Below are 20776 nucleotides of genomic sequence, written 5' to 3'. Positions count from 1 at the left end.
GGGATTTTTCATGCAACTTTAAGGGAGATTGATTTAGCGCAATTTTGGCGGCAGGGATCTACCGCCAGAGAGGTATTATGCGGAGAAAAAGGCGATGAGGATCGGCACTAACAGGCTGAGAATAAAACCGTGAACAATCGCTGCCGGGACCATATCCAGCCCACCTGTACGCTGAAGAACGGGCAGGGTGAAATCCATTGATGTGGCACCGCATAAGCCCAGTGCAGTAGAGCGGCTACGGCGAATCAGGCCAGGGATCAACATAATGGCGATCAACTCACGCGCTAAATCATTGAAGAACGCCGCGCTCCCGATTACCGGACCAAAAGATTCGGTCAACAAAATACCGGAAAGAGAATACCAGCCGAAACCGGAGGCCATTGCCAGCGCGGTATTGATGGGGAGATCAAGAATAAAGGCGTTAATTAAACCGCCAATTAAAGAACTGGCAACCACCACCACGGCGACAATCATTCCCCGGCGATTAAGGACAATCTGCTTTAAGGTCATGCCATTGTTACGCAGCTGAATACCGACGAGGAAAAGTAACAGAATTAACGTGTATTCGCTGGCTTCGGTAGCGTGCTGTAAAAAACCTAATCCGCTAAGGCCAATAGCAAAACCAATCACCACGACGCCACACAGTTTCAGCGATTCCAGTGCCATCGCAATACGCGACGGCAATTTCTCTTGCTGGTGGCTATTGCGCCACGGCAAACCGCGTTCCAGCCACAGCAAGGCGACAATATTGCACAGTAAAATAATGGTAATACTGACAGCGGAATAATGCAGAATCGCCAACAGGTTACTGGCGAGATTATCGAGAAACGCCAGACTGATACCCATAAAAAAGAGAATGAGATAAACCATCCAGCTTAATAGCTGATTAATGCGTTTTAACGCAGCTTTTTGGCGAAGCGGAATGAGGTAACCCACAATCAGGGGAACCAGAATGATTAACAGCCCAGAAAACATGAAAACCCAGTCCTTGCAAAGAAGAAGTCGAAATGCGCGATGACACACTACTGAAAGCGGAAGGACGAGTAAAGTTGCAATTAAAAGGAAATGTTATGCATCAGAGGGGGATTTTTAATTCTCTATGAGTGTTTAGCATTGTTGCGCTCCTTTCATGTGCAATGCCATATAAAGCCACTGGCGCAGGGAGCACGCAGGGGGCGGCCAATCGCCGCCGCCCCCTGCACCCCCGGGCTCTGGCGAACAAAATCGCCGCTGCGCGGTACCTTCAGCTTATCCCCTTCGGCTACCGGGTCGGGCGCGAGGTAACGTCCCTGTAAGACGCGCCCTCAGCCCACATCCATGTGGGCTGCCCCGGCCTTCGGGGAACGCTTCAGCGATTTTGACGCCACCAACACCCGTGCGGTTTGTAACGTCGGTGATAAAACAATCAGGGCAGATAAAATGCCAATGCTAATTAATCGCGTTTTTCCAGCAGGGTCCGGTAAATCAGACCACCAATAATACCGCCGACAATTGGCACTACCCAGAAGAACCACAGTTGTTCTAACGCCCAGCCGCCCTGGAAGATAGCAACCGCGGTGCTGCGCGCCGGGTTAACGGAAGTGTTAGTCACCGGAATACTGATTAAGTGAATCAAGGTTAACGCCAGACCAATCGCGATCGGCGCAAAGCCTGCCGGCGCGTATTTGTCGGTTGCACCGTGGATCACCAGCAAGAAACCGGCACTCAATACCAGTTCAACCACCAGTGCAGAAAGCATGGAATAGCCGCCCGGTGAATGCTCGCCATAACCGTTAGAAGCAAAGCCGCTGGCCGCTGCGTCAAACCCAGCTTTACCGCTGGCGATTAAATACAGCAGTGCCGCCGCAACAATACCGCCGATAACCTGGGCTACCACGTAACCAACGACTTCTTTTGCCGGGAAACGGCCACCAGCCCATAAACCAATAGTGACCGCCGGGTTAAAATGACCACCAGAAATATGACCGACAGCGAAGGCCATGGTCAGCACGGTCAGACCAAACGCCAGTGCAACACCGGCAAAGCCAATACCTAATTCCGGGAATGCTGCTGCAAGCACTGCGCTACCGCAGCCACCAAATACAAGCCAGAAAGTGCCAAAACATTCTGCTGCTAATTTTCTGAACATATCCACCTCAATTAAAAATTGACCCTGTGAAAAATATGGTCGTTTTATCGGGTCGTCGTAAAAAAGTGACGACAGAAATAATGCGTGGGTATTTTAAAAACGAAGACGAGCTATTCGCCAGATAAATAAATCCAGTAATTTTGATTTAGGGCAATAGTCAGTTCCCTCATATAGTCATTTGCCTGATTGACAGTGTAGTGCAAACCACGAAATTAAACCTTTGGGGGTAATAAAAATAATCCACAAGGTTAATTATTTGATTTCATTGTTTTTTCGGGAGAAATCAGCGAGAAGGCATCTGACACAATTATTCGCTCATTTTTCAGACATTTGCCATGCTTAATTGTGATGTCATCACGTATTGCTACTGCCTTTCTCGTTATACTGCTGGGGTAAAGGATAAGTTACATATTTCTGGAGGGGATATGATTCTTGAGCGCGTTGAAATTGTGGGCTTTCGCGGCATTAATCGATTGTCATTGATGCTGGAACAAAACAACGTCCTGATTGGGGAGAACGCGTGGGGTAAATCCAGTTTACTGGACGCCTTAACCCTGCTGTTATCGCCAGAGTCAGATCTCTACCATTTTGAGCGCGATGATTTCTGGTTTCCGCCGGGGGATATCAACGGGCGAGAACATCATTTGCATATCATTCTGACCTTTCGTGAGTTGCAGCCAGGACGGCATCGGGTGCGCCGTTATCGTCCGCTGGAAGCGTGCTGGACGCCATGCACCGATGGTTATCACCGCATTTTTTATCGCCTGGAAGGGGAAAGTGCGGAAGACGGTAGCGTGATGACGTTACGCAGCTTTCTTGATAAAGACGGTCATCCGATTGATGTCGAAGATATTAACGATCAGGCGCGTCATGTGGTGCGTTTAATGCCGGTTCTGCGTTTGCGCGACGCCCGTTTTATGCGCCGCATTCGCAATGGAACTGTACCAAATGTACCCAATGTGGAAGTCACCGCGCGCCAGTTGGATTTTCTCGCCCGCGAGTTATCCTCACACCCGCAAAATCTCTCCGATGGGCAGATTCGCCAGGGGCTTTCGGCAATGGTGCAACTGCTTGAGCATTATTTCTCGGAGCAAGGGGCCGGGCAGGCGAGATATCGCTTGATGCGTCGGCGAGCCAGCAATGAGCAACGGAGCTGGCGTTATCTCGATATCATCAACCGGATGATTGACAGACCAGGGGGGCGTTCGTATCGGGTCATTTTACTCGGTCTGTTTGCCACTTTATTGCAGGCAAAAGGGTCATTGCGACTGGATAAAGACGCGCGTCCGTTATTGCTAATTGAAGATCCAGAAACCCGCCTGCATCCGATTATGCTTTCCGTTGCCTGGCATCTGTTGAATCTTTTGCCTTTACAACGTATTGCTACCACCAACTCTGGCGAGCTGCTTTCGTTAACTCCAGTTGAACATGTTTGCCGCCTGGTGCGTGAATCTTCTCGTGTTGCCGCCTGGCGTCTGGGGCCAAGTGGCTTGAGCACCGAAGACAGCCGCCGCATCTCTTTTCACATTCGTTTTAATCGTCCGTCATCGCTGTTTGCTCGCTGCTGGTTGCTGGTGGAAGGGGAAACAGAAACCTGGGTTATCAACGAACTGGCGCGCCAATGTGGACACCATTTCGATGCCGAAGGGATTAAGGTCATTGAGTTTGCTCAGTCCGGGCTAAAACCACTGGTGAAATTTGCCCGGCGGATGGGGATTGAGTGGCATGTGCTGGTCGATGGCGATGAAGCCGGGAAGAAATATGCCGCAACGGTGCGCAGCCTGCTGAATAACGATCGCGAAGCTGAACGTGAACATTTGACAACGTTACCGGCGCTGGATATGGAACATTTTATGTATCGCCAGGGGTTTTCCGACGTGTTCCATCGCGTGGCGCAGATCCCGGAAAACGTGCCGATGAATTTGCGCAAAATTATTTCAAAAGCGATCCATCGCTCTTCCAAGCCCGACCTTGCCATTGAAGTGGCAATGGAGGCCGGACGTCGTGGTGTGGACTCCGTACCGACGCTGCTGAAAAAAATGTTCTCACGCGTGCTGTGGCTGGCGCGCGGTCGGGCTGATTAACCGCAAAACATCCTTGCCATCTGCGGCTGAATAGCGTCAAGCATCTCGTAGCGTCGACGGTATTCAGCCCGTTTTTTACTGGCGATATCCACAATCTCTTTTCGTGCTATCTGACCTGGAAGGCGGTAATGGCGTTCAGCGTCGCATTCGCCACCGACCGATTCCCAGAACGCGTTATAGTCAGCATGGATTTTTCCTTCCTTATCGCGATAACGCAGGCTGCGGTAAATATGTGTTTCATTGCTGACAGCAATAATTTGTTCGACCTGTAAGCGTTGGGCGAAGAGGCAGACCGCTTCCATCACGAGTCGTTTGGGAAATAGCCCGTGGCAGGCTTTCGTCGCATTCTGGATCTGTTGGTGTGGAATTTCCCATTTCGCACCTTGCAGCCCGCCTATAAATAACGTCCTTTTCCCCTGATACTCACACAGTGTAAATGTGATCTCCGCCAGAGGAATACCTTCGCTGTTGCGGAACAGAATTGTGCTGTCACCTTCCTTATCCATTGAGATCATCATGGTCAGTTCAAGCGTGAACTGCTCGCCGTTTTTTCCTTCCAGCTTCGCAAGTTGCAGTCCCGGGGTGTTCAAATATAAGCTGAACTCTTCCGCCGACATGCACGCGCGCAGCAACGCATAATGGTAACGTAACGCCTCCAGCAATTGCTTACGGGTCATATTCACGGCAAGGTAAGGGCGATGCAGGCGAACCGGCAGGCGCGGCTGACGCGTTAACAGCGTTCTGAGATTAGGCCAGTGGGAGAGTTCGTTCATCCACTCAACGCTTAAACGCGGCATAATCAAAGAGCGCAGCAAAAATTTCTGGCGAAACCGACGGCGATGCCAGAATTTACCCGGCCGCCACTGACCCCCTGCCAGATTAAGGAAAAGAGACATGCTGCTAAGAGATTCAGATGGTGTAAATGCTCGTTCAGTGATCTGAGACATATTCATAAAATCAATGATTATACGTAACACCGATTTCACCATCGGGCATCTTAACCAAACATCAATCGTATAATTACTAACGTAAATTTTAGATTTTTGTTGATGTTTCGTTGAAGTTGGCAGCCCCGTGCGCGCATATGGAGCATTCAGAGTATTTATGAAAAAGCGAAAAAACCTTAAGAAGCGTTACGCTATTGCGCTGGTGATAGTCATCGCTGCGCTGATTGCGTTGTGGAGAACACTCAACGCGCCCGTGCCGACTTATCAGACATTGATTGTCCGCCCCGGTGATTTGCAGCAAAGCGTGCTGGCGACCGGAAAGCTGGACGCGCTGCGTAAGGTTGACGTGGGCGCGCAGGTCAGCGGTCAGTTGAAAACGCTGTCGGTGGCGATTGGCGATAAAGTAAAAAAAGACCAGCTTTTAGGGGTTATTGATCCTGAACAGGCTGAAAACCAGATCAAGGAAGTGGAAGCGACACTGATGGAGCTGCGTGCGCAAAGGCAACAGGCAGAAGCAGAACTGAAACTGGCACGGGTGACATACTCACGCCAGCAACGACTGGCGCAAACGCAGGCGGTTTCGCAACAGGATCTCGACACCGCAGCGACGGAGATGGCAGTTAAACAGGCGCAAATAGGCACTATCGACGCGCAAATCAAACGGAATCAGGCGTCACTCGACACGGCGAAAACGAATCTCGATTACACCCGCATCGTTGCCCCGATGGCAGGTGAAGTTACGCAAATCACCACTCTGCAAGGGCAGACGGTAATTGCCGCACAACAAGCGCCAAACATTCTGACGCTGGCAGATATGAGTACCATGCTGGTAAAAGCGCAGGTGTCGGAAGCAGATGTCATTCACCTGAAACCCGGTCAAAAAGCCTGGTTCACCGTGCTTGGCGATCCGCTGACGCGCTACGAGGGGCAGATTAAAGATGTGCTGCCGACGCCAGAAAAGGTCAACGACGCCATTTTCTACTACGCCCGTTTTGAAGTGCCAAACCCCAATGGTTTACTGCGCCTGGATATGACTGCGCAAGTCCACATTCAACTCACTGATGTGAAAAACGTACTCACCATTCCGTTGTCGGCACTGGGGGATTCGGTTGGTGATAACCGTTATAAAATCACACTGCTGCGTAATGGCGAAATACGCGAGCGCGAAGTGACGATTGGCGCGCGCAATGACACCGATGTTGAGATTGTCAAAGGACTGGAAGCGGGCGATGAAGTGGTGATTGGTGAGGCCAAACCAGGAGCTGAACAATGACGCCCTTGCTCGAACTAAAGGATATTCGCCGTAGCTATCCTGCTGGAGACGAGCAGGTTGAGGTGCTAAAGGGCATCAGCCTGGATATTTATGCAGGTGAGATGGTGGCAATTGTCGGTGCTTCGGGCTCCGGTAAATCGACCCTGATGAATATTCTCGGCTGCCTGGATAAAGCGACCAGTGGAACCTATCGCGTTGCCGGCCAGGATGTTGCCACGCTGGACGCCGATGCGCTGGCGCAGCTTCGTCGCGAGCATTTCGGCTTTATTTTCCAGCGTTACCATTTGCTTTCGCACTTAACCGCCGAGCAGAACGTTGAAGTACCCGCCGTCTATGCTGGTCTTGAGCGGAAACAGCGATTGCTGCGCGCTCAGGAGTTGCTGCAACGACTGGGGCTGGAAGACCGTGCAGAGTATTATCCGGCCCAGCTTTCCGGTGGCCAGCAGCAGCGTGTCAGTATTGCTCGTGCGTTAATGAACGGTGGGCAGGTGATCCTCGCCGATGAACCTACCGGCGCACTGGACAGCCATTCTGGCGAAGAGGTGATGGCGATATTGCATCAGTTGCGCGATCGCGGGCACACGGTGATTATCGTTACCCACGATCCACAGGTTGCGGCTCAGGCGGAGCGGGTAATCGAAATTCGTGACGGCGAAATTGTGCGTAATCCTCCCGCCATTGAAAAGGTGAATGCCGCCACGGGGACGGAATCGATAGTCAAAACGGCGTCTGGCTGGCGGCAATTCGTCAGTGGTTTTAATGAGGCGCTGAAGATGGCGTGGCGGGCGCTGGCAGCGAATAAAATGCGCACCTTACTGACCATGCTGGGGATTATTATTGGTATTGCGTCGGTGGTTTCTATCGTCGTGGTGGGCGACGCCGCCAAACAAATGGTGCTGGCGGATATTCGTTCTATTGGTACGAATACTATTGATGTCTATCCCGGGAAAGATTTTGGCGATGACGATCCGCAATATCAGCAGGCGCTAAAGTACGACGACTTAATCGCCATCCAAAAACAACCGTGGGTCGCCTCTGCCACGCCCGCTGTCTCGCAAAACCTGCGCCTGCGTTATAACAATGTTGATGTTGCCGCCAGCGCCAACGGTGTGAGCGGCGATTATTTCAATGTCTACGGCATGACCTTCAGCGAAGGGAACACCTTTAACCAGGAGCAACTGAACGGCCGCGCACAGGTGGTGGTTCTCGACAGTAACACCCGTCGCCAGCTTTTCCCGCATAAGGCCGATGTGATTGGTGAGGTCATTCTGGTTGGTAATATGCCTGCGAGAGTCATCGGCGTGGCGGAAGAAAAACAGTCGATGTTTGGTAGCAGTAAAGTGCTGCGCGTCTGGTTACCTTACAGCACCATGTCCGGGCGGGTTATGGGCCAGTCGTGGCTGAACTCCATCACTGTAAGAGTAAAAGAAGGCTATGACAGCACCGAAGCGGAACAACAACTCACCCGTTTGTTGTCGCTGCGCCATGGCAAAAAAGACTTCTTTACCTGGAACATGGACGGCGTCTTGAAAACAGTCGAAAAAACCACACGTACTTTACAACTGTTTCTGACTCTGGTGGCGGTGATTTCGCTGGTGGTAGGCGGCATTGGCGTTATGAATATTATGCTGGTGTCAGTAACGGAGCGGACGCGGGAAATTGGTATTCGCATGGCTGTTGGCGCGCGTGCCAGCGATGTTCTGCAACAATTTCTGATTGAAGCCGTGCTGGTTTGCCTGGTGGGCGGCGCGATGGGGATAATGCTGTCGCTGTTAATTGCCTTCACCCTACAGCTTTTTTTACCCGGCTGGGAGATAGGCTTTTCTCCACTGGCGTTGCTGCTGGCGTTTTTATGCTCAACCGTTACAGGCATTTTATTTGGCTGGCTACCTGCACGAAATGCGGCACGGCTGGATCCAGTGGATGCTTTGGCGCGAGAGTGATTTTTGAGATAAAAATGCCAGCCGATCGGGCTGGCATTTTGCCTTTAGGATGTACACAATGAGACAGAAGAGCTATGCGACTGCTACTTCTACTTCGACGGGCACAATAACACTGGCGTGATTGCCTTTTGGCCCTTGGTGGACATCAAACTGAACGGGTTGTCCAGCTTTTAGCGTTCTGTAACCATCCATCTGGATGGTGGAATAATGAGCGAAAATATCTTCGCCACCGCCTTCAGGGCAGATGAAACCGAACCCTTTGGCGTTGTTGAACCACTTAACAGTACCCTTTTCCATGCTTCGACATCCTTCGCAAATCTTATATAAGTAAGATGGAATAAACCGGGGTCAGAGAGGGGGCAGTTCAAAACCTCGCCAACTCTTGAAATACAATTTAGAGAAATGGGGCGAGTCGTCAAGCGTTTGACAGGGGCCAGGGGGTAGGTATGCATCAAAAATTTGAAGCAGTTAACGCTATTGACAGTAATGTCACTGATGTCGCTTATACCAACGATAGATGATAATTATCTATCATGTGGAGTAGATTGGTCAGGCAAATACGCTCTTGTCAGCGGCAGAGCGTTCTGCCGGTAACCGTAACCGAAGATGATAACTGACAATGGGTAAAACGAACGACTGGCTGGACTTTGATCAACTGGCGGAAGAAAAAGTTCGCGACGCGCTAAAACCGCCATCTATGTATAAAGTGATATTAGTCAATGATGATTACACTCCAATGGAGTTTGTTATTGACGTGTTACAAAAATTCTTTTCTTATGATGTAGAACGTGCAACGCAATTGATGCTTGCTGTTCACTACCAGGGGAAGGCCATTTGCGGAGTCTTTACCGCTGAGGTTGCAGAAACCAAAGTGGCGATGGTGAACAAGTACGCAAGGGAGAACGAGCATCCATTGCTGTGTACGCTGGAAAAAGCCTGAATGCAGGTATAAAAATTGGGGGAGGTGCCTATGCTCAATCAAGAACTGGAACTCAGTTTAAATATGGCTTTCGCCAGAGCGCGCGAGCACCGTCATGAGTTTATGACCGTCGAGCACTTGTTACTGGCATTGCTCAGTAACCCATCGGCCCGGGAGGCGCTGGAAGCGTGTTCCGTGGACCTGGTTGCGCTCCGTCAGGAACTGGAAGCCTTTATTGAACAAACCACACCTGTTCTGCCCGCCAGTGAAGAGGAGCGCGACACGCAGCCGACCTTGAGTTTTCAGCGTGTATTGCAGCGTGCGGTCTTCCATGTTCAGTCCTCCGGTCGCAGTGAGGTTACCGGTGCGAATGTTCTGGTCGCTATCTTTAGTGAACAGGAGTCGCAGGCGGCGTATCTGTTGCGCAAACATGAAGTCAGCCGTCTTGATGTGGTGAACTTTATTTCTCATGGCACGCGTAAAGACGAGCCATCTCAGTCTTCTGAACCAGGAAACCAGCCGAGCAGTGAAGAACAAGCTGGTGGGGAGGACCGTATGGAGAATTTCACGACTAATCTGAACCAGCTTGCACGCGTGGGCGGAATTGACCCGCTGATTGGTCGTGAGAAGGAACTGGAGCGCGCCATTCAGGTTCTCTGCCGCCGCCGTAAAAACAACCCGCTGCTGGTTGGGGAGTCTGGCGTCGGTAAAACTGCGATTGCTGAAGGTCTTGCCTGGCGAATTGTTCAGGGCGATGTGCCGGAAATCATGGCTGACTGTACGATTTACTCTCTCGATATCGGCTCCCTGTTAGCAGGCACCAAATATCGCGGCGATTTTGAAAAACGTTTTAAAGCGTTGCTCAAGCAGCTGGAACAGGATACTAACAGCATCCTGTTTATCGATGAGATCCATACCATCATTGGAGCGGGCGCAGCGTCTGGCGGGCAGGTAGATGCAGCCAACCTGATCAAACCGTTGCTCTCCAGCGGTAAAATTCGCGTGATTGGATCGACGACCTATCAGGAGTTCAGCAACATTTTCGAGAAAGACCGTGCTCTGGCGCGTCGCTTCCAGAAAATCGATATTACTGAACCGTCGATCGAAGAAACTGTGCAAATCATCAATGGCCTGAAACCGAAGTACGAAGCGCACCACGATGTGCGTTATACCGCGAAAGCGGTGCGTGCGGCGGTGGAGCTGGCGGTGAAATACATTAACGATCGTCATCTGCCGGACAAAGCGATTGACGTTATCGACGAAGCGGGCGCTCGCGCACGTTTGATGCCGGTAAGCAAGCGCAAGAAAACGGTGAATGTGGCGGATATCGAGTCCGTGGTAGCCCGTATTGCACGTATCCCTGAGAAGAGCGTTTCTCAGAGTGACCGCGATACGCTGAAAAATCTTGGCGATCGCCTGAAAATGCTGGTCTTCGGTCAGGATAAAGCCATTGAAGCGCTTACCGAGGCCATCAAGATGGCGCGTGCGGGTTTAGGTCACGAACATAAACCTGTTGGTTCATTCCTGTTTGCTGGTCCAACCGGGGTCGGGAAAACCGAGGTGACGGTACAGCTTTCCAAAGCACTGGGTATTGAGCTTCTGCGCTTTGATATGTCCGAATATATGGAACGTCATACTGTCAGCCGCCTGATTGGTGCGCCTCCAGGATACGTTGGTTTTGATCAGGGCGGTCTGTTGACCGATGCGGTCATCAAGCATCCGCACGCGGTGCTGCTGCTGGACGAAATCGAGAAAGCGCATCCGGACGTATTCAACATTCTGTTGCAGGTGATGGACAACGGCACGCTGACCGATAACAACGGGCGCAAGGCCGATTTCCGTAACGTGGTACTGGTGATGACCACCAACGCCGGGGTGCGTGAAACCGAGCGCAAATCCATTGGTCTTATCCAGCAGGATAACAGCACCGATGCGATGGAAGAGATCAAGAAGATCTTTACGCCGGAGTTCCGTAACCGTCTTGACAACATTATTTGGTTCGATCATCTCTCTACAGACGTGATCCACCAGGTGGTTGATAAGTTTATCGTCGAGTTGCAGGTTCAGTTGGATCAGAAAGGTGTTTCTCTGGAAGTGAGCCAGGAAGCGCGTAACTGGCTGGCTGAGAAAGGTTACGACCGGGCGATGGGCGCACGTCCGATGGCTCGTGTGATTCAGGATAACCTGAAAAAACCGCTCGCTAACGAACTGCTGTTTGGCTCGCTGGTGGATGGTGGCCAGGTGACAGTCGCGCTGGATAAAGAGAAAAATGAGCTGACCTACGGGTTCCAGAGTGCACAAAAGCATAAACCGGAAGCCGCGCATTAATCAGACTGTTAAGTAGGTTGGTGAAGTCCGTAATCTCGTCAGGGGTTACGGACTTTTTGTTTATGGGGTGGGGGAAGTTCGGACCCTTTTTTTGATGATGATGGTAAGTTGTTGATAATTAATGCTGCTGAAAGGTAAGAATAAAAAAGGGTTGCAGCAGGAAAATGAGATGGTTTTGCTTTATTAACAACGGGCTAAACGTGTAGTATTTGAGTTCACTGCCGTACAGGCAGCTTAGAAACGTGGCCTATGCGTTTTTCTCTCTGTTAATGCGTTCACTGCCGTACAGGCAGCTTAGAAAAAGTTGCGCCATCTTCCTGATATCACTTTTGCGTTCACTGCCGTACAGGCAGCTTAGAAAGGTATCAAAATTACCGGAGTAATAACAGCTTAAGTTCACTGCCGTACAGGCAGCTTAGAAAGAAGCTGATATGGCCGGACTGAAGCAAATCACGTTCACTGCCGTACAGGCAGCTTAGAAACGCCAGACCGTCAAGCTAAGGCGTCTTTTTGCGTTCACTGCCGTACAGGCAGCTTAGAAATCAGAGAGTAGTGTTTCTCGCCGTATGCTCTCGTTCACTGCCGTACAGGCAGCTTAGAAAGAATGCCGCGCTGCGTTTTTCGTCCAACGTGCGTTCACTGCCGTACAGGCAGCTTAGAAACCACTAAAATTCTTCATCATCCCATCAAAATTGTTCACTGCCGTACAGGCAGCTTAGAAAGCCAACAACTCTGTGGTTACTACAGGAACTGAGTTCACTGCCGTACAGGCAGCTTAGAAATTACGAACGGGAGTTAGAGTGGGGGTTAACGTGTTCACTGCCGTACAGGCAGCTTAGAAAGTTACGCGCTGACGAAATTATTATTTCCCCCGGTTCACTGCCGTACAGGCAGCTTAGAAAAGGACGGCAAATTTATTGTGAGGCCGTTACGCGTTCACTGCCGTACAGGCAGCTTAGAAACGTACTCAGACCGAGCTGTGATTTCAGCTCGAGTTCACTGCCGTACAGGCAGCTTAGAAAGGCTGGAATCCGTTTTCACTGGAACCGACTAAGTTCACTGCCGTACAGGCAGCTTAGAAAAGAAACTGAACCGCCAGAAACTGAACGTCCAGGTTCACTGCCGTACAGGCAGCTTAGAAATCTCAGATTACCGGGACATTGGCTGTTGTCGCGTTCACTGCCGTACAGGCAGTTTCACAAATACGATGATGGCAGAAATTTAGCTGCGTTATGGCGCTCTCAACTCCGAACCATTAGCCGCAACGTGCAATAACAATTGTGATAATTGCGATAGAAATCAATTTCTCGCGCAGAAATCAATGCTGTACTAATCCTAGCTCCTTCAAATAAAAATAATCACAGGATGTGTTTATGTCTTCCAATTACCTTACTCCATCTGACCTCAAAACCATTCTCCACTCTAAACGCGCCAATATTTATTATCTGGAAAAATGCCGGGTGCAGGTGAATGGTGGGCGAGTGGAATATGTTACCAGTGAAGGTAAGGAGTCGTACTACTGGAATATCCCCATTGCGAATACCACGGCATTGATGTTGGGGATGGGAACATCCGTTACTCAGGCGGCGATGCGTGAATTTGCCCATGCCGGGGTGATGGTGGGCTTTTGTGGTACGGATGGCACGCCGCTGTATTCGGCAAATGAAGTTGATGTTGATGTCTCCTGGCTCAGTCCGCAAAGCGAATATCGTCCTACTGAATATCTTCAGCAGTGGGTTTCTTTTTGGTTTGCTGAAGATAAACGACTTGCCGCCGCGAAACGTTTTCAGTTAATCCGCCTGACACATATCGATAAGCACTGGACCAGCGCGAAAATGCAGCGTGAACACGCCTTTCAGCCTGATGCTAATGCACTGCAGACCCTACTAAATCGTACTCGTGAAGAAATAGACGCGGCAGAAAACCATACGCAGCTTATGCTCGTAGAGGCCAAATTGACCAAAGCACTCTACAAAATGGTGAGCCAAACCGTGGGCTATGGCGACTTTACTCGCGCAAAACGGGGCGGTGGGATTGATATGGCCAACCGCTTCCTCGATCAGGGTAATTATCTGGCTTATGGGCTTGCAGCAGTGGCAGCGTGGGTAACCGGGATCCCGCACGGTTTAGCAGTAATGCACGGTAAAACACGTCGCGGTGGCCTCGTTTTTGACCTTGCCGATCTGATTAAAGATGCCCTTGTGATGCCACAAGCATTTATTGCCGCAATGGCGGGAGAAGATGCTCAGGAGTTTCGTCAACGCTGCATCAATATCTTTCAACAAGCGGATGCGCTGGATGTCATGATCACCTCTTTGCAAGATACGGCCCAGGCACTGGCTAAGGCTGATCAATGAATGTTCTGATTATCTCGCGCTGTACAAAAAACGCCCGCATGGAGAGCTGCCGTATTATTGATCAGTTTGCTGAACGCACCGGTGATGCCGCATGGCAAACGGTGATTACACTGGAAGGCGTTAATACACTCCGCCGTTTACTGCGCAAAACAGCAAGGCGAAATACCGCAGTGGCATGTCACTGGCTGAAGAAGAACGGGCAAATGGAGTTGATGTGGATTGTGGGTAATATTCGTCGTTTTAATGCTCAGGGGCGCGTTCCCACGAATCGAACAACCCAAAGCAGCCTGGTGAACAAGGAAGAAAATCGCTGGCAATGCGCGGAGAGCATTGCGCTGCTGGCGGCTATCGCCGGGTTGTTTCATGATTTTGGTAAAGCAGGACGCAGCTTTCAGCAAAGCCTGACCCATAAGAGCGCACGCAGTTATCAACCTTATCGGCATGAATGGATCTCACTGCGGTTTTTCCAGGCGTTTGTTGGTGAACAGCCAGACGATGTGTGGCTGGAGAAACTCGGGGAATTAACGGCAGATGATGAAGTTGCGATTCTTGAACGTCTACAAAAAGACACACCTCATTTTTCAAATAGTCCATTCAGTTCGCTGCAACCGCTAGCCAGGACGGTAGGTTGGCTGATCCTTTCCCATCATCGAATGCCGGAGAATCTTTCTCCACAGCCGGAACAATCATGCAAAGGGTGTGAAAGTTGGCTGGAGAAGCAACTGAATGCTGACTGGAATGCCGTTAACCACCGCAAAAATGACTGGACGCAACAGGATTTTGAGCAAGTCTGGCAGTTTCCGTCAGGAACGCCGCTTCAAAGCGCGAGCTGGCGGGAAAAAGCGCGTCAGATTTCTCGCCGGGCAAGCAACGCGCTCGGTTTAAAGACATACGGGCAGATGGAACAGTTGTTCCCCTTACATATGGCGCGTTTTTGCCTGATGCTTGCCGATCACTACTATTCATCTAATGACGCGCAGCAAAAATGGCAGGACCCGGAATATATCGTCTGGGCAAATAGCGATCGCCAAAGCGGCACGCTCAAACAACGGGTAGACGAGCACCTTGTGGGCGTCGCGCATCATGCGTATCTGCTTGGGCGGCAACTGATGCACACACGGGCATCGCTTCCGGCAATTGCCCGACATAAAGGTTTTAGCCAGCGGGTCACAGATGTGAAATATCGCTGGCAAGATAAAGCCTGGGATGTGGCGCGAGCGCTACGTGAACGAAGTCGTGAAGAGGGATTTTTCGGCGTCAATATGGCCTCGACGGGTTGTGGTAAAACCTTTGCGAACGCCCGCATTATGTATGCACTTGCCGACGAGCGAGAAGGGTGCCGATTTACCGTTGCGCTGGGATTGCGCACGCTGACTTTGCAAACCGGCGATGCTCTGCGCAGTCGGCTTGGACTGGGTGAGGATGAGCTGGCGGTACTGATTGGTTCGGCGGCAGTTAAGCAACTGTGGCAGCAGGAAAAAATAGACAATGATTACGGAAGTGCTTCACAAGAGTCGCCAACAGAGGAGCAACAGTTCGTTAAGTACGAAGGCAGCCTGCATACCGGGGCGCTGGAAAAATGGTTGAAGGATGACAGCAAACTTAAGGAGTTAGTTAGCGCACCGATTCTGGTCGCGACGATTGATCATCTTATTTCTGCGACCGAGGGTGTGCGTGGCGGGAAACAGCTTCCGGCGATGTTGCGCCTGTTAACCAGCGATTTAGTGCTCGACGAACCTGATGACTTTGATATTGCCGATCTTCATGCGGTATGTCGTTTGATGAACTGGGCCGGGATGCTAGGAACGCGGGTATTACTTTCCTCGGCGACGCTACCTCCAGGGCTGATTCAGGCGTTGTTCGCGGCTTATCTCGCCGGGCGTAAAATGTGGCAGACGTCTTGTGGTACCAACGGCAGGCCCGTCAATATCTGCTGTGCCTGGTTTGATGAAAAAGATGCTGATGCAACGCAAATTTGCGACGGGCCTGGGTTTCGTGATGCACATGCCAAATTTGTTGCACGGCGAGCGGTGATGCTGGCTGAAAAAGAGCGACTGCATTTCGGGCGTGTTGCTTCAATTTCATCTGCATCAAGCGCGATACAAGACGTTACCGAAAGTGTGGCCCAGACGGTGCATACGCAAATGCTGAAGTTGCATCAGGCGCATCGCCAGCGACACGAAAGCGGTAAAACCGTTTCGCTGGGCCTGGTGCGTTTCGCGAATATCAACCCACTGGTTGCGGTGACCAAAGCCCTGATTGCCATTCCTTCACCAGAAGATGTCTGCATTCATTACTGTGTTTACCACTCCCGACACCCGCTGGCGGTGCGTTCAGATATTGAGAAGCGGCTGGATCGCGCTTTTACTCGTCATAACGAACTCGATTTCTGGAGCAACGAAGATATCGCAGATGCCTTACATAACAGTCCGGAATCGCACCATCTTTTTGTGGTGTTGGGGACATCGGTTATAGAAGTGGGGCGTGACTGGGATGCGGACTGGGGAATTATTGAACCAAGCTCCATGCGTTCGATTATTCAATTTGCCGGACGTATTCAGCGCCACCGTAGAAATGTGCCGACCAGTGAGAATCTGGTTATTTTGCGTAGCAACATCAAATCATTGCAGAAAAAAGCCCCCGCATTTTGTAAACCAGGTTTCGAAACAAAAGAACACTTGCTGAATAGTCACGATATTTGCGAGCTGATTCCGATCGCGGACTACCGGACGATTAACGCCTTGCCGCGGATCCTGTCTGCCAATAATGACAACAAACTGGCGGAGCTTGAGCATGGTCGTTTATCCGCCGAATTAATGAGCAGTAAAAGCAAACATGTGGTGGCGGCGCAATGGTGGCGTGCACCGCTAAGCTGGAACGGCTGGATGCAACGCCAGACGCCATTTCGTTATTCCCCTTTGCCGGAGGCGGTGTTTTTTTTGCATATGGATGATGAAGAAAGCGAAGCGCGTTTCTATTCCCGCACGGGCGACAACGAGCGTAAAGCGCAAGGGAATTTCAGGCGAGAAGAGGTGAGATGCGCCAGCGGCGTCGCTTGCTGGGGCGTGATGGATTACCGACACGTTTTGTTGAATTTAGCTGATAAGCAAGGTTGTGAAATACAGCGTGTTGGAGAAATGTTTGCTGAAGTGAGAGTACCGGTCAGTGAAGAAGATGCGGTCGATGACTGGCGTTATCACCCGTGGTTAGGGGTGTTTCGCAACCTGTGATAGGGGGCGAGCTGCCTGTGCGGCAGTTTACAAGTCCGTATCCGGAGATACCTCTATTTCTTAGCTGCCGATGGCAGTGCGTGAATGTTAGTTATTAAACCATTGTGTGGCAAATATTTTATGCATGGTAATATCACTCTTAGTTATTGCATGGGTTTAACTAGATTGAAACGTAGATACCTCTAGGTGAACTATCCATGATTATCACCACGGGCGTTGCCCCTTTTGCTGTGTGTGTCGTTGTACTGAAGCCTGGTTGGGCTACGGAGATTTTTCAGTGAAGTCAGGGAGCAACTTCAATTTGATGGATTAACGAAAGGAGCCGAGATGGAAAAAACGGCGCTAATACAATTTATAACTGACTACATCGCTTCGCGAAGGCAACCCAAAATCGAAGCCTTTGAAAAAGAAGCAGCAAAGCGACTGGAGCAGGGCGAGGACGCCAGCGTTATCGCTCTGGAGCGACAGGAACTCGAAGCACGCTACCTGCCACGTAACTGGTTAACGGATGCGGCAAAGCGTGCCGGGCAAATCAAATTAGTCACTCATGGCGCTAAATTCAGTCATGGTGATTCTAAAGCCAGTAGCTTTTATCTGGAAACCTCCGCTAACGAAAGCTATTTAAACACGGCATCGTTGGTGAATGTCGCTACTGACGCGATTGGTAACGCAGCCGCACTTGACGTCGCAAAGTTGCTACAAACCGATGTGAACGGAGATTCACTGCTTGCCAGCCTGAAGCGTGGTGATTATCAGGCATTAAGTACGTTTGCAGAGGATAAAGCGCAACTGGAGTTGTGGGTAGCTGGGTTTAGCCAGGCATGGACAACTGGACAGCCTGCCAGCCATAAACTGGCAAAACAAATCTATTTCCCTGTTGCAGATAGTTATCACCTGTTATGCCCACTGTTTTCCAGTTCACTGGCGCAGGCGATGTATGAAAAGCTAACGGCTGTTCGCTTTAGTGAGGAATCGAAAGCCATTCGCGATGCCCGCAAAGCAGGAAAATGGCACTCCCAGCCAGATATCCGGTTTCCTAATCTTGCCGAAATGCATTTTGGTGGCACAAAACCGCAGAATATTTCTCTGCTCAATAGTGTGCGTGGTGGTCGTGTCTGGCTGTTGCCATCAATGCCACCTACCTGGGAGACGCTGGATCGCGCACCACAAAACATGCGCAGTATTTTTTCCCTACGCGGCGATTTCAATCGGGCGGCTTCAGGCATCGTAGCCCGGATGACTTACCTGCTGAAGGTTGACATAAACAATGTTCATATCCGAACTGCGCGGGCGAAATATATTGATGAGTTGATTGATCTGCTGTTCATGCAGGCGTCTTCATTTCAGCAAGAAAAATGGCAGGGATGGTCCGTGCAATCACCAGACTTACCTCGCCACCAACAACTTTGGCTGGACCCGTGGCGAAGCCTCTCAGATGAGACTTTCAAACAGGAGCGTGAGAAAAACGACTGGCAAGAGACGGTAGCCGATGATTTCGCGCGCTGGCTGAACTACCGACTAAAAAAAGCCCGTTTCGATGTCGGTGCTGTCGAGCAAAGGGAGTGGCGCAGTCAGTCCCTTTTTACTCAACGGATGCGTGAAATGGAAGCCGTTTTGCAGGAGGCGCTGAAATGAGTTATCTGCTCTTGTTACCCCATCTACGCATCGAAAACGCTAACGCCGTCTCCGGGTTGACCTGGGGATTCCCGTCGATGACCCATTTTCTCGGTTATGTCCATGCGCTTTCTCGAAAAGTCGTGGATGAATTTGGCGTAAGTTTTGACGGTTGTGCGGTAGTAAGCCATGAACAGCATATTCAGGCGTACAGCTCCGGGCGCGATTTTCAATTCGCTCTCACCCGTAACCCATTAACCAGAGAAGGTAAAACCGCCTCGTTCAATGAAGAGGGCCGTATGCACCTGACGGTTTCTCTGCTGATTGAATGTAATGGCGAAATTACCAATGGTGAATATGGCAGAAAAGCTCTTTGCGACCATCTGAAAATGCTCTGCCAGAGCCACAAACTGGCGGGCGGCAGCATTGTTGACATGCGCGAACCACAGCTTTTTCATGCCCCTGAAGATGAAAAGCAACTGCGTAAAATCATCTGGCGTTTAATGCCTGGCTATGCGCTTTACGATCGCAGTGAATGGCTGGCTGAACATCACCAACAACATCCCGACATATCGTTGCTTGATGCCTGGCTTGATTTTGCTGCGATTAAATATCAGGCCGAATCTCCGGCAGAAGACAACAGCGCACAATGGGTATACCAGCCGAAGCCAATGCCTGGTTTCCTGGTACCGTTAATGTGTGGCTACCAACGCATTTCTCCTGTTTACGCACCCGGTGAAGTTGAAAATGCGCGCGATACCTCGACACCATTTGCCTTTGCCGAAGCAGTTTATGGCATTGGCGAATGGCGCGGATTACATCGTATTACTGGCTTGCAACCGCTGATGTGGCGTTACCGTACAACGGACACTGGCTACTATTGCTCGGCAATACCAGTCGTTGACGACCCTATTACTAATGAAGATGACGATACAGAATAAGGACATAATTATGGCAAAGGCTCCTGTAACAATAAAAACGGCGTCGGTACTGGCATTTGAGCGCAAACTGGCAACCTCTGACGCGGTGATGTACGCAGGTAACTGGCAAGGAAATGAATGGCAACCTATTGAGATTCAGGAGAAAGCCGTTCGCGGAACCATCTCCAATCGCCTGAAAGATGCAATTTCCAGTAATGAGTTAAAGCTGAATGCAGAAATCCAAAAAGCCAACTTGCAGCGGGTAGATGTGGCAGCGCTTCCGGTTGATGCGGATACGCTAAAAGTGATGTTTACGCTGCGCGTGCTGGGTAATTTATCCTCACCTTCAGTATGTAATGATATGGCCTATCAGGAGGTGCTTTCTGACGTTATTGAAGGTTATATCAGCGAACATGGCTTTAAAGAACTGGCGCTTCGCTATGCCCTGAATCTGGCAAATGGTCGTTTTCTGTGGCGTAACCGTATCGGTGCCGAGCAAATTCAGGTGAAAGTCACCGCTAACGACAAATCATGGACTTTTAACAGCCATGACTTCTCTTTACGTCAATTTGAACAGGGCCAGAGTAGCGTCACAAAACTGGCGGCAACGATTGAACAAGGATTGAGCGGAAAACAGTGGGTGATGCTTACCGTTGAAGCGCTGGTTCGTCTTGGTGCCGGGCAAGAAGTTTTCCCGTCGCAGGAGCTGGTACTCGACAGCAACAGTAGCAAAAGTCGCGTGTTATACCAGGTGGCTGGCATTGCCGGTATCCACTCTCAGAAGATTGGCAATGCTTTACGTACCATCGATACCTGGCATCCAAAAGTGGATGAATTAGGTGCTATCGCCGTGGAACCATACGGTTCTGTAACCAGTCGCGGTGTGGCCTGCCGTCAACCGAAAGAAAAACTCGACTTTTATACCTTACTGGACAATTGGGTGACTAAAGGGATGAAACCAGACGTTGAGCAGCAGCACTACGTGATGGCTGTGCTGATCCGCGGCGGTGTCTTTGGTGAGAAATCGGAATAA

Annotated in this window: 15 protein-coding genes and 1 CRISPR repeat array; of the genes, 11 read left to right on the top strand and 4 right to left on the bottom strand. The window is 50.6% G+C overall.

The window, feature by feature from the left end; all coding sequences use genetic code 11:
- Positions 1-75: 75 nt before the first annotated feature.
- Positions 76-975 carry an L-lysine exporter LysO gene (gene lysO, locus FEK43_RS07530; RefSeq protein WP_130205245.1) on the bottom strand — a complete coding sequence of 300 codons (900 nt, stop codon included), beginning with the start codon at positions 973-975 and terminating at the stop codon, positions 76-78.
- A gap of 457 nt (positions 976-1432) precedes the next feature.
- Complete coding sequence (gene aqpZ / locus FEK43_RS07520) at positions 1433-2128, bottom strand: aquaporin Z (RefSeq protein WP_130205247.1); 696 nt, start codon at positions 2126-2128, stop codon at positions 1433-1435.
- Positions 2129-2553: 425 nt separating this feature from the next.
- On the opposite strand from aqpZ, the gene FEK43_RS07515 reads away from it, so the two are divergent.
- Positions 2554-4212 carry an ATP-dependent endonuclease gene (locus tag FEK43_RS07515; protein ID WP_130205249.1) on the top strand — a complete coding sequence of 553 codons (1659 nt, stop codon included), beginning with the start codon at positions 2554-2556 and terminating at the stop codon, positions 4210-4212.
- Here the strand turns inward: FEK43_RS07515 and FEK43_RS07510 are convergent.
- Positions 4209-5165, bottom strand: a complete 957-nt coding sequence (locus FEK43_RS07510; RefSeq protein WP_130261265.1) for a VirK/YbjX family protein — start codon at positions 5163-5165, stop codon at positions 4209-4211. The two genes, FEK43_RS07515 and FEK43_RS07510, sit on opposite strands and share 4 nt — an antisense overlap.
- Positions 5166-5316: 151 nt before the next feature.
- Between FEK43_RS07510 and macA the strand changes: the two genes are divergently transcribed.
- Positions 5317-6432 (top strand): macrolide transporter subunit MacA, encoded by a 1116-nt coding sequence (macA, locus tag FEK43_RS07505; RefSeq protein WP_135406293.1) that lies wholly within the window; start codon positions 5317-5319, stop codon positions 6430-6432.
- A complete protein-coding gene (gene macB, locus FEK43_RS07500) occupies positions 6429-8375 on the top strand; it encodes a macrolide ABC transporter ATP-binding protein/permease MacB (RefSeq protein ID WP_135406294.1) in 1947 nt (648 codons plus the stop codon). Before macA ends, macB begins: the two co-directional genes overlap by 4 nt.
- A 72-nt stretch (positions 8376-8447) precedes the next feature.
- On the opposite strand, the gene cspD is transcribed toward macB, so the two are convergent.
- Positions 8448-8672, bottom strand: coding sequence for a cold shock-like protein CspD (gene cspD / locus FEK43_RS07495; protein WP_064530179.1), 225 nt, complete (start codon positions 8670-8672; stop codon positions 8448-8450).
- 149 nt (positions 8673-8821) lie between these two features.
- Here cspD and FEK43_RS23020 point away from each other — a divergent pair, with 149 nt between their 5' ends.
- From FEK43_RS23020 to csy3, 8 genes are all read left to right on the top strand, one after another.
- Complete coding sequence (locus tag FEK43_RS23020; protein WP_214251107.1) at positions 8822-8896, top strand: hypothetical protein; 75 nt, start codon at positions 8822-8824, stop codon at positions 8894-8896.
- 98 nt (positions 8897-8994) lie between these two features.
- Complete coding sequence (clpS, locus tag FEK43_RS07490) at positions 8995-9315, top strand: ATP-dependent Clp protease adapter ClpS (RefSeq protein WP_000520781.1); 321 nt, start codon at positions 8995-8997, stop codon at positions 9313-9315.
- A gap of 30 nt (positions 9316-9345) precedes the next feature.
- On the top strand, positions 9346-11622 hold the full coding sequence (gene clpA, locus FEK43_RS07485) for an ATP-dependent Clp protease ATP-binding subunit ClpA (protein WP_130205255.1): 2277 nt from the start codon (positions 9346-9348) through the stop codon (positions 11620-11622).
- Positions 11623-11835: 213 nt separating this feature from the next.
- Positions 11836-12824: a CRISPR direct-repeat array (repeat unit 28 nt; unit sequence GTTCACTGCCGTACAGGCAGCTTAGAAA).
- Positions 12825-12995: 171 nt separating this feature from the next.
- Positions 12996-13979: a type I-F CRISPR-associated endonuclease Cas1f gene (gene cas1f, locus FEK43_RS07480; RefSeq protein ID WP_135408956.1), complete on the top strand. Its 984-nt coding sequence runs from the start codon at positions 12996-12998 to the stop codon at positions 13977-13979.
- Positions 13976-17209: a type I-F CRISPR-associated helicase Cas3f gene (gene cas3f / locus FEK43_RS07475; protein ID WP_138158490.1), complete on the top strand. Its 3234-nt coding sequence runs from the start codon at positions 13976-13978 to the stop codon at positions 17207-17209. The genes cas1f and cas3f overlap by 4 nt, the downstream gene beginning before the upstream one ends.
- 327 nt (positions 17210-17536) lie before the next feature.
- Positions 17537-18844: a type I-F CRISPR-associated protein Csy1 gene (csy1, locus tag FEK43_RS07465; protein ID WP_131162678.1), complete on the top strand. Its 1308-nt coding sequence runs from the start codon at positions 17537-17539 to the stop codon at positions 18842-18844.
- Positions 18841-19764, top strand: coding sequence for a type I-F CRISPR-associated protein Csy2 (gene csy2 / locus FEK43_RS07460; protein ID WP_135408958.1), 924 nt, complete (start codon positions 18841-18843; stop codon positions 19762-19764). The genes csy1 and csy2 overlap by 4 nt, the downstream gene beginning before the upstream one ends.
- 10 nt (positions 19765-19774) lie before the next feature.
- The gene (csy3, locus tag FEK43_RS07455) at positions 19775-20776 is read left to right on the top strand and encodes a type I-F CRISPR-associated protein Csy3 (protein ID WP_135408960.1); all 1002 of its coding nucleotides are present in this window, start codon (positions 19775-19777) and stop codon (positions 20774-20776) included.

The organism is Escherichia sp. E2562 (genome assembly GCF_005781075.1).
In the GTDB taxonomy this organism is placed as follows: Bacteria; Pseudomonadota; Gammaproteobacteria; order Enterobacterales; family Enterobacteriaceae; genus Escherichia.
Note: the sequence above shows the minus strand (reverse complement) of the source record. Positions and strands in the feature narration are given on the sequence as shown.

Excerpts from the sequence above, each read along its gene's own strand:
- aqpZ (WP_130205247.1), bottom strand. The coding sequence starts at position 2,128 with ATGTTCAGAAAATTAGCAGCAGAATGTTTTGGCACTTTCTGGCTTGTA.
- csy3 (WP_135408960.1), top strand. The coding sequence starts at position 19,775 with ATGGCAAAGGCTCCTGTAACAATAAAAACGGCGTCGGTACTGGCATTT.
- cas3f (WP_138158490.1), top strand. The coding sequence starts at position 13,976 with ATGAATGTTCTGATTATCTCGCGCTGTACAAAAAACGCCCGCATGGAG.
- cspD (WP_064530179.1), bottom strand. The coding sequence starts at position 8,672 with ATGGAAAAGGGTACTGTTAAGTGGTTCAACAACGCCAAAGGGTTCGGT.
- cas1f (WP_135408956.1), top strand. The coding sequence starts at position 12,996 with ATGTCTTCCAATTACCTTACTCCATCTGACCTCAAAACCATTCTCCAC.
- clpS (WP_000520781.1), top strand. The coding sequence starts at position 8,995 with ATGGGTAAAACGAACGACTGGCTGGACTTTGATCAACTGGCGGAAGAA.
- lysO (WP_130205245.1), bottom strand. The coding sequence starts at position 975 with ATGTTTTCTGGGCTGTTAATCATTCTGGTTCCCCTGATTGTGGGTTAC.
- FEK43_RS07515 (WP_130205249.1), top strand. The coding sequence starts at position 2,554 with ATGATTCTTGAGCGCGTTGAAATTGTGGGCTTTCGCGGCATTAATCGA.
- FEK43_RS07510 (WP_130261265.1), bottom strand. The coding sequence starts at position 5,165 with ATGAATATGTCTCAGATCACTGAACGAGCATTTACACCATCTGAATCT.
- clpA (WP_130205255.1), top strand. The coding sequence starts at position 9,346 with ATGCTCAATCAAGAACTGGAACTCAGTTTAAATATGGCTTTCGCCAGA.
- macA (WP_135406293.1), top strand. The coding sequence starts at position 5,317 with ATGAAAAAGCGAAAAAACCTTAAGAAGCGTTACGCTATTGCGCTGGTG.
- macB (WP_135406294.1), top strand. The coding sequence starts at position 6,429 with ATGACGCCCTTGCTCGAACTAAAGGATATTCGCCGTAGCTATCCTGCT.
- csy1 (WP_131162678.1), top strand. The coding sequence starts at position 17,537 with ATGGAAAAAACGGCGCTAATACAATTTATAACTGACTACATCGCTTCG.
- csy2 (WP_135408958.1), top strand. The coding sequence starts at position 18,841 with ATGAGTTATCTGCTCTTGTTACCCCATCTACGCATCGAAAACGCTAAC.